The sequence below is a fragment of the Candidatus Macondimonas diazotrophica genome (genome assembly GCF_004684205.1).
GTDB classification, from domain to species: Bacteria; Pseudomonadota; Gammaproteobacteria; order UBA5335; family UBA5335; genus Macondimonas; species Macondimonas diazotrophica.
On record NZ_SRIO01000003.1, the window covers coordinates 1 to 15035 of the forward strand.

General features: G+C 63.5%; 8 protein-coding genes. 6 read left to right on the plus strand and 2 right to left on the minus strand.

What is annotated here, in order from left to right:
* Window positions 1-581, plus strand: a 581-nt coding sequence (locus tag E4680_RS02720; RefSeq protein ID WP_205688724.1) for an SLBB domain-containing protein, incomplete at its 5' end; no start/stop codon positions are given.
* 8 nt (window positions 582-589) lie between these two features.
* Window positions 590-2857, plus strand: a complete 2268-nt coding sequence (locus tag E4680_RS02725) for a polysaccharide biosynthesis tyrosine autokinase (RefSeq protein ID WP_135280859.1) — start codon at window positions 590-592, stop codon at window positions 2855-2857.
* On the opposite strand, the gene E4680_RS02730 is transcribed toward E4680_RS02725, so the two are convergent.
* Window positions 2854-3699 (minus strand): 23S rRNA (adenine(2030)-N(6))-methyltransferase RlmJ, encoded by an 846-nt coding sequence (locus tag E4680_RS02730; protein WP_135280860.1) that lies wholly within the window; start codon window positions 3697-3699, stop codon window positions 2854-2856. The two genes, E4680_RS02725 and E4680_RS02730, sit on opposite strands and share 4 nt — an antisense overlap.
* Before the next feature lie 12 nt (window positions 3700-3711).
* The gene (locus tag E4680_RS02735) at window positions 3712-4824 is read right to left on the minus strand and encodes an AI-2E family transporter (protein WP_205688726.1); all 1113 of its coding nucleotides are present in this window, start codon (window positions 4822-4824) and stop codon (window positions 3712-3714) included.
* 133 nt (window positions 4825-4957) lie between these two features.
* Here E4680_RS02735 and recC point away from each other — a divergent pair, with 133 nt between their 5' ends.
* From recC to E4680_RS02755, 4 genes are all read left to right on the plus strand, one after another.
* Complete coding sequence (gene recC / locus E4680_RS02740) at window positions 4958-8149, plus strand: exodeoxyribonuclease V subunit gamma (RefSeq protein WP_167792347.1); 3192 nt, start codon at window positions 4958-4960, stop codon at window positions 8147-8149.
* Window positions 8146-11694, plus strand: a complete 3549-nt coding sequence (gene recB / locus E4680_RS02745) for an exodeoxyribonuclease V subunit beta (protein WP_135280863.1) — start codon at window positions 8146-8148, stop codon at window positions 11692-11694. Before recC ends, recB begins: the two co-directional genes overlap by 4 nt.
* Window positions 11691-13535 carry an exodeoxyribonuclease V subunit alpha gene (gene recD / locus E4680_RS02750; RefSeq protein ID WP_135280864.1) on the plus strand — a complete coding sequence of 615 codons (1845 nt, stop codon included), beginning with the start codon at window positions 11691-11693 and terminating at the stop codon, window positions 13533-13535. Before recB ends, recD begins: the two co-directional genes overlap by 4 nt.
* A 96-nt stretch (window positions 13536-13631) precedes the next feature.
* Entirely contained in the window at window positions 13632-14873 is a 1242-nt protein-coding gene (locus tag E4680_RS02755; RefSeq protein WP_135280865.1) for an amidohydrolase family protein, read from the plus strand.
* Window positions 14874-15035 lie beyond the last annotated feature (162 nt).

Here is a 15035-nt window from a genome sequence, read left to right on the forward strand (position 1 = left end):
CCATTACCGACGTGCCTATGACGGTGATGGACGCGATCAACCTGGCCGGCGGTTTCGACAAGGATCGGGCCGATCAGCGCACGGCCTATCTGACGCGTAACGGCCAGAAGCAGGTCCTCGATATTCTGGCGCTCTATTCAAGCTCTCAGGGCAATCTCCTGTTGCAGGACGGGGACGTGTTGTATGTTCCGAACAACACGCAGAATAAAGTCTTCATTCTGGGTGAGGTCGAGAAGCAGCGTGCGGTCATGATGGATCAAGGCCGGCTGACTTTGGCGGAGGCGCTGGCAGATGCCGAGGGACTGGATCTCAGTACAGCCAACACTCATGGCGTCTATGTCATTCGCGCGGTTCCCACGATTGCGCCGGACGGAACGCCGGGGGCGGTTGAAGCCAACATCTATCAACTCGATCTCCATGATGCGAGTGCCTTGGTTCTGGCTGACGCATTCCAGATGCAGCCTCGCGATCTGGTGTATGTGTCGAGCTCTGGCTTGGTGCGCTGGAATCGCGTCATCCAGCAGATCCTACCTACGATCACGACCTTGTTCCAAACCGATCGTCTGATCTTCAACCGATAAGGACTTCCATGGACGCGTCCAATTCGCTGGTATCCGCCGATCGCGGCTCTGTTCCCCATGGGTTGGTGGAGGATAGAGAGGATGAAATCGATCTGCGCGAATTGCTTGCCATTCTCATGGGCGGAAAGTGGACAATCGCAATCGTTGCCGCAGCGATCACGGGATTGGGTCTAGTCTATGCACTGACCAGTACACCGGCTTATCAAGCCAATGCGCTGGTGCAGGTTGAAACGCGCGGTAGCAGCTTGTTGGATGAACTCGAGAATCTCTCGGCGCTGACGGGCCAGGAGTCTCCTGGACAGACTGAAATTCAGATTCTGAAATCCCGCTATGTCTCGAGTCAGGTCGTCGATCAACTTGTCCTGGATATTGAAGCTGAACCACGTTATTTACCGCTGTTCGGGCGCGCGGTCGGGGCACGCCCCGACGGCGCGCCGGGAGAGTTGGCCGATCCCTGGTTTGGTTTGGATCGATACGCCTGGGGCGGCGAAGTACTCACCGTCAAGCGCATGAAGGTGCCGCCAGAATGGGTGGGTAAGCCGCTGCGGCTGGTGGCTCTGGGCGGCGGGCGCTTCAAGCTCCATGACCCGGATGGCAATCCAGTGCTGAGCGGAGCGGCGGGCGAGTTAGCCGCCATGGGTAAGGAAGGGGATGGCAGCCCGATAGCAGAAATTTTCGTTCAAGAACTCCGTGCCCGGCCAGGTACCGAGTTTGTGGTCGTCCGCAAGAGCTACCTGCAGACGGTTGAGGATTTGCGGAATGCGCTCGCAATCAGCGAGCAAGGCAAAGGCACGGGCATCCTGCAGCTATCGTTGGAAGGGCGGCACCCGGCGGAAATCGCAGGCATTCTGAATGCAATTGCGCGAACCTATCTGCGTCAGAATGTGGAGCGGCGTTCGGCACAAGCAGAGGAAAGTCTGCGCTTTTTGGATGACCAGTTACCCAAATTGAAGGCTGAGTTGGAGGCGGCTGAAGAGGCATTCAATGCCTTTCGCAAAAAGAACGAAAGTCTGGATCTTTCGGTTGAAACAGAGGGCCTGCTCAAACGCATCGTTGATGTCGAAACTGAGATCTCCAATCTTCAGCTCAAGCGTACGCAGATGGGACAAAGCTTTGCCAGTCAACACCCGTCCATGATCGCGCTGAATAACCAGATCGGGGAATTGAGCTCGATCAAGCGCGACCTGGAATCAAGGGTCACTGATCTGCCGGATACGCAACAAGAAATTCTGCGATTGCAACGCGAAGTAGAGGTTAAGAACTCTCTTTACACGGGGCTTTTGAACAAGGCGCAGGAGTTACGCATCATTCGCGCTGGCACACTTGGAAACGTCCGCATCATCGATGAGGCTGTTGTCCCGGAAGAGCCCGTCAAGCCGCGCAAGAAACTGATTGTCCTGCTGAGCCTGCTGCTCGGCCTGTTTGCGGGAATCGTGGTGGTCTTTTTGCAGCGGAGCTTGCGACGCGGGATCGTCGACGGTCGACAGCTTGAAACCGAGCTCGGGTTGACCGTCTATGCGAGTGTGCCGTTTAGCAACAAGAACCGCCGCTTGCGGTATGAGGCTGCGCGCCAAGGCGCAACAAGACTGCCCGTTCTGGCGCGCGAGGCGCCGCAGGACATGGCTGTCGAAAGCCTTCGCAGTCTCGCCACAGCCCTGCATTTTGCGCTCATGGAGAAAAGCAGTAACGTCGTTGCGGTCACCAGTTCGGCCCCCGAGAGCGGGAAAACGTTTCTGTGCGCGAATTTAGCGCATCTGCTGGGCGAATCGGGCCAACGGGTACTTCTAATTGATGGCGACCTGCGACGCGGAAATCTCCATCTGCTGGCCGGTAACGAACGCCAACCGGGCCTCTCGGAAGTCCTGACCCGGCGAGCGACGCTCGATGGCGCGGTCCGGCCATTGGTCGCGGGCAAGGTCGATTTGCTGACGACCGGCCAGCTGCCGCCGAACTCATCGGAACTCTTGATGAGCAAGGGATTCAGCGATCTCGTTCAGAGCGTCCGCCAATGGTACGACGTCGTGCTTATCGACACCCCGCCCGTGCTGGCGGTGTCGGATCCCGGTGTGATCGCGAGTCATGCGGGCGCAGTGTTCTTGGTGGTGCGCGCAATTCGGCATACGGTTGATGAGGTGGAGGCTGCCATCAAACAGTTGCGTCACTATCAGGTCAGCGTGACTGGGGCGGTGTTCAATGCCTACGATCCCAAGGGGCAGAACAGTCTGTACGCCTCACCGTACTACCGTTACTACGACTACGCGCACAAGTCAGACTAGGCGACTCCGTCCGGGTGGCGGAGATGCCAGTGCGCTTCGCCTGGAACGCCGAGCAAGCGGACCAGTTCGTCCAGCTCGCTGGCCAATGTTTCCCCCAAAGTCCAGGGGGGATTGACTACGAACATGCCGCTGCCGGTCATGCCCCATCCGTCCGGTTGAGGTCGTTTGACTTGGAGATGGATATGCAACCACGACAGCTGCAGTTGTTCTAAGGCAGCGGTTAGGATATTGGCGTTCTGCTTCGCCAATTTCGGGTACCACAGCGCGTAAATCCCCGTCGGGAAGCGATTCAGGCCCAGAATCAGCGCCTCTTTCACCCGGTGGTATTCTGCCGCGTTTTCATAAGGCGGATCGATGATTACCAGCCCGCGTCGGGAAGGGGGCGGCAACAGTGCCTTGAGGCCGGAAAGTCCGTCATCAGACGATATCCGTACGCGCGGATCGTTTTGTATGAGCGGATGCGCCACCAATGCACGGTGATCGGTCGGGTGCCATTCAAACAGTCGAATTTCATCGTTCGGGCGACAAATCAGCTGCGCCCAAGCCGGAGATCCGGGGTAGATTCGCAAATGTCCACGGCCGTTGAGCCCGGCAACCCGTTCAGTCAGGCGAGCGAGGCTGGGAGCGCGTATCGAACCTGCCCACAATCGCTGGATTCCACTGCGCCATTCGGCCTGTGGGTCGGTGGCATTCAGGATGTAATACCCAGCGCCCGCGTGGGTGTCGATGACCCGGAACGGTTTGTCTTTCTTGCCGAGATGCTCCAGGAGCAACATCAAGACCCAGTGTTTCAGTACGTCCGCATGGTTGCCGGCATGGAAATGGTGGCGGTAGCTGCGCATCGAACGGCGGGCTTAATCCGGAGCGTTTGAGTGGGGGGATGACTTGCCGTACAGGTCGCTGCGTTTGTAGAACTCCTGCAGATGCCGGAAGAATACGGACAGAACCGCACCGACCGGCAAGGCCACCAGAACACCGACGAACCCAAATAGCTGGCCACCGGCGAGAACCAAAAAGATCACGATGACCGGATGCAAGCCAATGCGATCGCCGACCAGCAACGGCGTAATCACCGAGCCTTCCAATGCCTGTCCGATGCCGACGACGACCAAGATGTAGGCATAGACCAGCGGTTCAGCGCCGGTGATCGCTGCGGTAATCATGGCCGAAAGCAGCGCCATGGCCACGCCGAGATAGGGCACGAAGCTCACGAGCCCCGCGAAGATCCCGATCAGCATCGCAAACTCGACCCCGGCGATCCAAAAGCCGATTGCATAAATGCTGCCCAGCGCAATCATGACCAACAGTTGGCCACGCAGAAAAGCTGCCAGCACCTCGTCGGCCTCATGGGCCAGATCCGTGAACGCCGGGAGCAGAGGACGTGGCACCAGGTTGCCCACGCTTTCCAGCATTTCGTGCCAGTCCCGCATCATGTAGAAGGTAACGATGGGCACCAGAAACAAGTTCGCCAATGTCGCCGCGAGCTTCATGCCCGAGCTGGTGACGTAGCTCACGACGTTTGTGGCGACACTACCGGCCTGTGGGAAGTTTTCCTGGAGTAGCTGGGTGACTCGCCCGGCGTCCAATCGCGTGACGTCCATCCCGATCCGTGCGGAGATCCACGGCAGAACATCTTGTTGCAGCCAGATATTGGCCTTGGGCAGCAATGTCTCCAGGCGGCTGATCTGGACCTGCAGGGATGGAATCAGCAGCAGGATTGCCAGTGCCAGAACCAGAATACTCAGGGCGAAGACCAGGCTCACCCCGAATGTCCGCGAAACACGCCACTGCTCAAGGCGATCGACAAAGGGATGAAGCAGATAAGCCAGGCCGAACGAAATCAAAAATGGCGTCAGTACCGGTCCAAGCAGATAGATCGCCGTCGCCATGACGCCGAAAAATACCGCCCAGTACCACCATGGAATTCTTCGCAGATAAAGATCGGAATCTTCCTGAGCGGTATTCAAGGCGATTGTCCCATCGGCCGTCGTTTCCCGCATTATCGCCAAGCCGCCGGCCAAACGCCAAGGGGCCGAAGGGGGGACGCGATGCTATCGGGTCCGGTCGTCCTGTGCCATGTCATTCGCTAGAATCACGACCATGCTGCATCTGCATTTTGGCAATCGCCTGGAAGATCTGCTCGATGTCACGGCCGACGATCTGACGGAACGGCCGCGCGGGGTGTTCGCCGTACAAACCATAGTGGTACCCAGCCAGTCGATGGGGCAGTGGCTCCAGTTGGGATTGGCGGATCGCCACGGCATCGCGGCCATGATGCAGACTCCTTTGCCCGGCAGCTTTCTGGCGGCTCTGTATCGGCGACTCCTGCCCGTGCCGGATCTGGATCCGGCATTCGAACGTGGCGCTCTGACCTTTCGGGTGTTCGAGATCTTGCAGGACGGGCGTGGTGTTGCGGCAAATCCGTCTTTGGCCCGGTACCTGAGCGCGGCCCCCGAACCGCTGGATCGGTTTCATCTGGCGAAACGGCTCGCCGCCTGCTATGACCAAGCGCTGATTTATCGCCCTGATCGGCTGCTGGCCTGGGAGGCGGGTGAAGAATCGGGCTGGCAGGCCGAGCTGTGGCGGGCGCTCGCAATCTCGAATGGCATGCATCGCGCTCGCGCCTTCCAGCGCCTCGACCAGGCCATTGCCGAGGCGCCCCGGGAATGTTTGCCTGATCATTTGATCCTGTTTGGTTTTCATACCCTGCCGCCGGTATGGTTGAGTCTGTTTGCCGGGCTGGCAGCGCGTATTCCGGTGCAATGGTTGGTGCCCACGCCCTGCCGCGAGTACTGGGCGGGATTGGATACCCCGGCTGCGTTGGCGCGGCGCGCAGCTCGGGGCCAATCGGTTGCCCTGCGCATGGTCGGCCATCCCTTGCTCGCCACCTTCGGTCGACAAGGCGCCGAGTTCATCGATCTGTTGAGCGAGCTTCCGGGGCAGGTCAGCGAGTATTTCGAGGATCCTGTCGTGCAGGGACGGACCGATCTGCTGGCTCGGATGCAGTCCGATCTGCTCAACCTTCGCGATCCGACTGAATCGTCGCCGCAGCCGGTCGAGCCCACGGACGACAGCATCCAAGTGCATTGCTGTGCGGGGCCCCTGCGTGAGGTGGAAGTCCTGCATGATCGCCTGCGCGATCTGCTGGACCGCCAGCCGGATTTGAACCCGTCGGACATCGTGGTGATGACGCCGGATATCGAGCGTTACGCACCCTATGTAGATGCCGTGTTCCGCAGTCGCAAGGGCGATCTGGCGATCCCCTACCGCGTTGCTGATCGCGGCCTGCTGCGCAGTGAACCGGTGGTTGCGGGATTCTTCGCGTGGCTCGCGCTGGCTGAGCGGCGCTTTACGGTCAATGCTGTATTCGATCTGCTCGAATGTCCCCCGGTCGCCCGCCGGTTGAGCATGAGCCTCGGCGATCGCGAGCTACTCCGGGAGTGGGCTCGCCGGGCGGCGATTCACTGGGGTTTGGACGGCTCAGACAAAGGTGACTTCGAGTTGCCGCCCGCGAATGCGCATACTTGGCGGCGTGGTCTGGACCGCCTGATGCTGGGCACGGTGCTCCCCGAGGACGGCATGGCCATCCATGGCGATATGGCGCCCGTCGAGGCGGTCGACGGCGCATTCTGGCCGGTACTGGGACGTTTGGCGGAGTGGATCGACGCACTGCGGACCGATCACGACGGCTTGGCGGAGGCGCGTTCTGCGCAGGATTGGGCCGAGGTGCTGACCACGGTGCTGGAGCGCCTGTTCGAGGTTGAGGCAAACGAGGAATCGGCCTTGCAGCAGCTGCGCGGCGCGATCCGGCAGATTGGGGCCGATGCCGCGGCCGCAGCATGTACCGCCCAGATCCCGCTCACCGTGTTCAGGGCGGCGCTGAGCGAGCGACTGTCCGCATCAGGCAACGCCAGCGGGTTTCTCGCGGGCGGTGTGCAATTCTGCGCCATGGTGCCCCTGCGCAGCTTGCCGTTTTCAGTGGTCTGCCTGTTGGGTCTTGACCACGATGCGCTGCCGCGCCGCGCGCAGCCCGAGGAGTTCGATCCCTTTGCAAGCACGCGTCGACCCGGCGACCGTAACGCGCGCGAGGACGATGCGTATCTGTTTCTGGAGGCCATCATCAGTGCGCGCCGGGTGCTGTATCTGAGCTACAACGGCCGCGATCCTCAGGATTACAGCGAACGGCCGCCCAGCGTTCTGCTCGAGCAGTTCGTGGACACCGTCACGGCCGGTTATTATCGCGAAGCGCCGGGGGATTGGCGCGAGCGGGCGGTGCTCGTGCATCCCCTCCAGGCCTTCAGTCGGCGCCAGTTTGAGCCGGATAGCCCCTGCTTCAGCTATCGGCGCGACCTTGCCGAAGCCTTGGCGGGGGCCTCGATGCCGCATCCGGTGATCGAGCGGATGGCCGACTTGTCCGATGCCTTCGATGGGGTGATCGATTTCGCCGAATTGCTGCACTTCTGGCGCCATCCCGTGCGGTATCTGTTACGCCAGCGCCTGGACATCGATCTTGGCCTTGCGCAGGACGTGCTGGCCGATCAGGAACCGTTCGAGCCGGATGGGCTCGAGCGCTGGCAAATCCGCACGCAGATTCTGGCGTGGTTGCGACAGGGGATGCCGCCCCGTGCCGTGCTGGCGCATCTCCAGGCGGCCGATCGGATCTCGGCCGGGCCATGGGGCACGCTCATCGCTGATCAGCATCGGGACGAGGTGCTTGCGATCCATCAGCGATTTGAGGCTTGCGGGGGGGCGCAACCACCCCGATCGATGAGCATCGATCTGCCGCTCGGCGATATGCGGTTGGTCGGACAGCTCAACGACCTGACCCCCGACGGACTGCTCCGGATCGAAAGCGGACCCTGGAAGCCCAGGCATACCGTCGAGGCCTGGCTGTCACATCTGGTGCTCAATCTGGTGGCACCCGAGGGCGTGCAACGACGCACCATCGGGCTCGGGCAAGGCAGCGAGCTGGACTGCCTCCCGATCAGCGATGCCGCTGAAGCCTTGCAGCCCTGGCTCGCGCATTACCGCATGGGATTGACCCAGGCGCCGTTGCCGCTGTTGCCCGAGGTCCTGCTGGCCGCCAAGTCCTCCGATCCGTTCGAAAAGCGGCTTCAAACGCGTCAGAAAGCTTTTCGGGAATGTGTCGTGCCGCCGCCGCAAACCGGGCGCCCGCCGGATGGCTATCTGGCCTGGCTGTATGGCGAAGCTCAACCGATCGACAGGTATTGGTGCACCGAGGCTGAGGTGCTGGTCGCGCCCATCCCGCAGGTCCGCAAGGTGCCCACATGACGGCCCGTCTGCCACAGCTTCTGGATGCCGCGACACTGCCGCTGTCTGGCCGGCATCTGGTCGAGGCCAGCGCAGGCACCGGCAAGACGCATACGCTGGCAGATCTGTATCTGCGCCTGGTCGTCGAAAGTGGCCATGAGGTTGATCGCATTCTGGTGGTGACCTTCACCAAGGCGGCCACGGCCGAGCTCAAGACCCGTATCCGTCGCCGGTTGATCCAGGCCCGGGCCGCCTTGAACGGTGCCCGTCCGGCGCAGGATGCCGTTGATGTCGTGCTCGGCGAGCGTGTGATTGATGTGGCGCAGGCGGTGCGCCGGCTGGACGCAGCACTGATGGGTTTCGATCGTGCTGCCATCTTTACGCTGCATGGCTTTTGCCGGAGCGCGCTGCGCGATCATGCCTTCAGTGCGGGTTTGCCGATGCATCTGGAGATGGCGGAACAGTCCGACGATCGGGCGACCGTGATTGCCGCCGACCTGTGGCGCCGCTTGGAGGGTACCATCGGTGATCCACGCCGCGCCTTTGGCCTGCGTCGGGCTGGGTTGTCCCCGGCGCAGCTGCTGGCAGACCTGAAGCTGCGCTTGAACCACCCTTTGGCGGTCGTCGAGGCCGAGCCCGTCGAGGCGTCGGCTGAATCGGCCGCCTGGCAGGCGCTGGAAAATGCTTGGCAGTGTTTTCGTAAACAGTGGAGCAGTCAAGGCGCCGAGTTCCGAAAACTGCTGGATGACAATCCGGCGCTGAATCGCAGGCGCTACACCGCCGACAGAATTGAACGGTGGTGCGGCGGATTCAGCCGGCTGAGCGCCAGCGACGAGCTGGATCTGGGCGTGCTGAGGACGCTCGAGGCTGGTGTGCGGGATGACTGGGCGGCATTGACACCCACGCGGCTTGCCGAAGGCGTCAAGAAGGATCAGAAGGCGCCCGTGCATCCGTTGTTCGAGACGCTGGGCGCATTGCTGGCATGCTGGACGCGTATGGAAACCGCCTGGGCAGGGAGCGCGCGTGCGTATCGCCGCGGCGCGCTGGACGAGGCGGCGACGCGGCTGAGCCAACAGCGGCAGCGCCTGGGCGAGCTGAATTTTTCGGATCTCACCGTCGAACTGCGTGATGCGCTCAAAGGCAGTGGCGGCGCGCATCTGGCGAGCATCCTGCGGACACGATTTCCGGCCGCGTTGATCGACGAATTCCAGGACACTGATCCGGCTCAGTTTGATGTCTTTCGCGCGATCTATCCCGATCAGGGGGGCGAAGACGGCACGTTCCTGATTCTGATCGGCGATCCCAAGCAGGCGATCTATGGTTTCCGGGGGGCCGATGTCTATGCCTATCTCGGCGCACGCGAGCATCTGGGTACGCCTTGGCGCCTGGGCCGGAACTGGCGCTCGGTTCCGGCTTTGGTCGAGGCCGTCAACGCGGTGTTTTCCCGCCGGGACGACGCGTTCCGATTGCCCGGCATCGTGTTTTATCCGGTGGAGCCGGCGCAGACCGACAGTGCGGGGTTGCGAGCGCCAGGTTCCGCGGCGGCGCTGCAGTGTCACCTGCTCCCGGCATCGGAGCAGCCATTGAGCCAGGGCGATGCGGTTCGTCTGGCGGCGCAATGGACCGCAGCGGAAATCGCCCGCCTTTTGACTGCAGCCGCCCGCGGCGAGGCGCATTTGGGCGATCGCCCGCTGCAAAGTGGGGACATCGCCGTGCTGGTGCGTGCCCACGATCAAGGCCTGGCGGTCGCCGATGCGTTGCGTGAGCGGGGTGTGGGGTTCGTGCGGCGGGGTCAGGACAGCGTCTTTTCGACCGACGAAGCGCAGGATCTGGAACGTATTCTGCGGGCAGTTCTGCAGCCCACCCGCATGGCTTGGCTCAAGGGCGCCTTGGCGACCAATCTGCTGGGCGGCACCCTGGACGATGTCTTGGCGCTGGATCGCGATGAACAGAGGCTGGAGGAATTCCTGGAACGCTTTCAAGGCCATCATTCAGTGTGGCAGCGCCAGGGTTTCATGCCCATGTGGCAATCGTTGATGGAAGCGCACGGTGTGGCGGCACGGCTGCTGGCCCGACCGGAGGGCGAGCGGCGCCTGACCAACGTGCAGCATTTGGCCGAATTACTCCATCATGCCGCGGTCAGCGAACATCTGGGGGCAGACGCCTTGTTCAATCGTCTGGTGAGCTGGCGCCAGGAGCCGGGACGTCTCGGTGATACGGCCTTGTTGCGTCTGGAGAGCGAAGCGGATCTGGTCCGCATCGAAACCATTCATGCCAGCAAGGGCCTGCAATATCCCGTCGTCTTCTGCCCGGCGTTGTGGAAATGCCGCAAGGCGGGACCCAATACCCATGGCCCGGCCGCCTTGTGCTATCACGATCCCGTTCGGGGCGAGGCGCGCCTGGCCTTGAATCCGCAGGCGGATCCAGCGATCGGTGATCAGGCGGCTGCGGAATCGCTGGCCGAGGATCTGCGCCTGGCCTATGTCGCGCTCACCCGTGCCCAGGCGCGCTGCTATGTGGTCGATGGAGCGGTTCGCGAGCGCGAGCATTCGGCACTGGGTTGGCTGCTGCCGGAGGCCGAGCCCGCAGCCGTGTGGACGCAGTTGTCGGCCGAACGGCCGATCGCCTTCGGGTGGGCGGCCGCGATGCAGCCGGATGGCATGGCGGTGCCCGTGAGCGCTCGGACCGTGCCGCTGCGGGCCCGGGCGGTGCAACGCTCGGTTCCCGCGCCTCGGGTGCTGACGAGTTTTTCGGCGCTGTGGGGCGGCGACCCCGTCCAGGTGGTCGATCATGACGAGTTCAGAACCGGGCTGTCGAGCCTGCATGCACCACAGGAACCCAGTCCGCATGGCTTTCCGCGCGGCGCCATGGCCGGGCGCGCGCTGCATGCCATCCTGGAGCGATGGCAGTGGCACGAGGACGCGAACGGTTCGGCCTTGGCCTCGCTGACCGCCCAAGTGCTGGCCGAGGAAGGCCTGCCGGCCGAATGGGACACGGTGGTCGTGTCCTGGCTGCGTGCGCTGATGGTCACGCCGCTGATGGCCGATGGGATGCGACTCGGGGCGCTTGACCCTGCCCGGCAGGCGCGCGAAATGGCTTTTGCCTTTCCCGTGACGGGGATGCGGCAAAAACGAATCGATGCCCTCATTGCCGGCCTTGATCCCCACTGGGCCAAGCGACCTAACGCGGGTCAGGCGGCGCTGAGCGGGGCCTTGCGTGGGGTGATCGATCTGGTATTCGAGTATGAGGGGCGCTATTACCTGGTGGACTACAAGAGCAACTGGCTCGGTCCGCGCGCGCAGGACTACACGGCCGAAGCGCTGGCAGCCGCGATGGCAGGCGGTGGCTATACGGCTCAAGCGCTGATTTACGCACTGGCGCTGCATCGCCACGTGCGCGCCTGCGTGCCTGCGTACGATCCGGCGCGCGATTTCGGGGGAGTGTTCTATCTGTTCTTGCGTGGCATGGCGCCCGATGCACCTGGACGCGGCGTGGTGCAGCTTCGACCCGATCCGGCGCTGCTGCGCCAGCTCGATGCGCTGATGGCTGGCGGGGGGGCGGCATGACACCGGCCCAGGCTGCCTGGCTGCGCGCCCTGCGCAATCTCGGGCGCTTCGAGGAATTCGATCTGCAACTGGCCGGCATGTTCGCGAGGCAGGATCCTCAGTTGCCGGAATCGGCCATGTGGGTGATCGCTTGCTTGAGCCAGCAGATTCAGCGCGGTGCGGTGTGCCTGACGCTGGCCGGGCTGGCCGCCGAGACTCCGCCCGCAGTGAACCCATCGGTGCCATGGCCGGCCAATGCAGCCGACTGGGTCACGCTGCTGCGGCGCGTGCCGGCCGTGGGCGTCCCCGGTCAGATCCGTCCACTGGTATTGGACGGGTCGTCCGGACGGTTCTACAGCTATCGCCATTGGGATCTGGAGCAGCGGCTGGCGCGTGAGCTGCGTCAGCGCGCAGGGTGGGCACCGGTGGCAGAAGCAAGGGTCGTGCGCCGTGCGCTGAATGCACTGTTTCCTGCCGATGAACCGGCCGCATCGCTCCAGGGGCTCGCTGCAGCGCTCGCCGCGAGCGGGCGTATCACCGTCCTTACCGGCGGCCCGGGCACCGGAAAGACCACGACGCTGGCCAGGATGCTGGCGGTCTTGCTTCATGCGAGGCCGGCCTCCCGGGTGGCCCTGGTGGCACCCACCGGCAAAGCCGCGGCGCGGATGGAGGAGGCGCTGGGCGGCGCGCTGGCTCGCTTGCCGGCGCAATGGCGGGTGACCGTGCCTGCACAGGCCACGACCTTGCACCGGCTGCTCGGCCTGCGCCCCGGCGCCGCCCATTTGCCGCGATTTCATCCGGCGCATCCGTTGCCGGTCGACATCCTGGCGCTCGATGAAGCCTCGATGGTGGATCTGGCCCTGATGACACGGCTGGTCGAAGCGTTGCCCGACACCGCCCGGCTCATCCTGCTGGGCGATCCGGATCAGCTTGCTTCGGTCGAAGCCGGCGCTGTCCTGGGGGACCTGTGCGAATCGCCCCTCGGATTTTCACCTATGCAGGCTCGCCGTCTGGTCGAACTGACGGGCTGGTCGATGAGCCCGGCTACGGCGCGCGACGATCACCCCTTGCGGGATCATCGGGTCCATCTCACCCACAATCATCGCTTCGGGGACAGCCCTGGCCTTGCCCGTCTGGCGGCAGCGGTCAACGGTGGCGATGCGGCGGCCGTGCACTGTCTCCTCACCGGCGAGGGCGAGCCCGAAGTGTCCGGCAGCGCAGAACCCGGTTTGATGATGGAGCAGGTGCTGGCGGGTTATGCCCCCTATCTGGATGCCCTGACGGCGGGGACTGCGGCGGCCGAGGTGCTCGGGCGCTTCGAGCAATTTCGGGTGCTGTGTGCCCACCGGGCTGGACCTTTCGGTGTAGACGGGCTCAACGCGCGCATCGAAGCCGCATTGCGTCGCCGCGGATATCTCCTGGGTGAGGGATTGTGGACAGCGGGACGGCCGGTGCTCGTGACGCGCAATGATCCTGGTGCACGGCTGGCGAACGGAGATGTCGGGCTGATCCTGCCGGATCGCAGCGGGCGCTTGCAGGCGGTGTTCCGGCGCAGCGATGGCAGCGTGCACGCGATTTCTCCGGCGCGGTTGGGCGCCTGGGAAACGGCCTTTGCCATGACGGTGCACAAGACGCAAGGCTCCGAGTTCGATACCGTGCTGCTGGTCTTGCCGTCGGAGGATTCACCATTGCTGACCCGCAATCTACTCTATACCGGTGTGACCCGGGCGCGGCGCCGTTTGCGCGTCGTCGGGCCGGTCGAAATCTGGGAATCCGCGCTGGCGCGTCGGCAACAGCGGGCTTCAGGCCTCGGTGATGCCCTGCGTCGGCCGCAGGCGATCGGCGATCATGAGTGTTATTGATGCCGCTGAGCGCCGATCGAGGCTCGATTGCGGTGTGGTGCCCGTGCGGCTCGCGGGTATCATGAAGCCGGATCGTTCTTTCATGAGACTCGCTCATTGAACCGCTCCGCGCCGCAATGCGAATCCCCCCGACTGTTCCGCGCCACGGTGGTCAATCCCTTGGGACCGGAAGATTGCCGGGTTCACGTCGACGGTGGCGTGCGTGTCCGTGCGGGCCGCATCGAGGCAGTGGGGCCGATCGAGCGGGTGGCGCAGGGGCTGGAAGCCGAGACACTGGATGGGGTGATCGTGCCGGGGTTTTTCGATGTGCACATCCACTGGGTTCAGCATCAGGTCCGGGGTGCGTTTCACGCCGATCTGCTCACCTGGCTGACGCAGCATATCTGGCCTGCGGAGATGGCTTATGCCGACCCAACGCGTGCCCGATCCGATGCACAGACGTTTTTCGCCGATCTACTGCGCGCCGGAACCGTCGGCGGGATGGCCTATTCCAGTGTCCATCCTGAAGCGCTGGGTGCTGCGTTTGCTTGTGCCCGCGGACGCTGGCGCATTGGCAATGCGGTCATGACCGAAGGTGCGCCGGCCGCACTCATCGGAGCGAAACCCATGGCGCTATCGGTGATCGCCGATCTGGCTGCGCGCTATGGCGCGGAGCGATTCGTCGTCACGCCACGCTTTGCGCTCAATTGCTCGCCGGACGTCTTGGCCGGTCTGGGCGCACTTGCTCGAGCAGGCGGGTACTGGATCCAGACCCATCTGGCCGAGTCGCCAGCGGAACTGGCCGCCGTGGCGCGGCGTTTTCCCGAGGCCCTTGACTACACTGACGTTTACGATCGGGCCGGACTGCTGGGTCCGCGTACCGTGCTGGGTCATTGCATCCACCTCGGTGCGCGGGAATGGGATTGCCTGGCGGCGCGCGGCTGCGGGATTGCCCACTGTCCGAGCAGCAACGAAGCGCTTGGCAGCGGGCGCATGGATCTGGCGGCCGTGCGCGCCCGCGGCATCCGCTACGCGCTCGCCTCGGATGTCGGTGCCGGACCGTCGGTGAGCCTGCTGCATGTGATGCAGTGCTTTCTGGTCCAGCACCGAGCCGCCGGTGAGCGCGTGAGCGCCATCGAGGCGCTGTATCGTGCCACCCTGGCGGGCGCCGAACTGCTCGGCTGGTCGGCCGAGAGCGGGAACCTTGCGCCCGGCAAGCGGGCTGATTTTGTGTTGCTGCCGAAGCTCGGCGGTGCGTTCGATGCCGAGGGCTGGTTGGAGCACGTGATGGCCGGGACCCCCGCTGAACTCGAGCGCCGGCCGTTGGCCACCTGGTTGGGCGGAAGCGCAACGGGTTAGGCGATGACCTGGGGAGACAGTGCCCTTGGCGGGAGGAGAACGGGGCGCGCTCACGGGGCGGATACGCTTCGCCGTCGCCCCGTGTCGGTTGGTCACGGTCTAGTAGACGACCGTCTTGATCGGTTCTGATCCTGAAACACGGGGTTGTGGCGTATTGGCAGC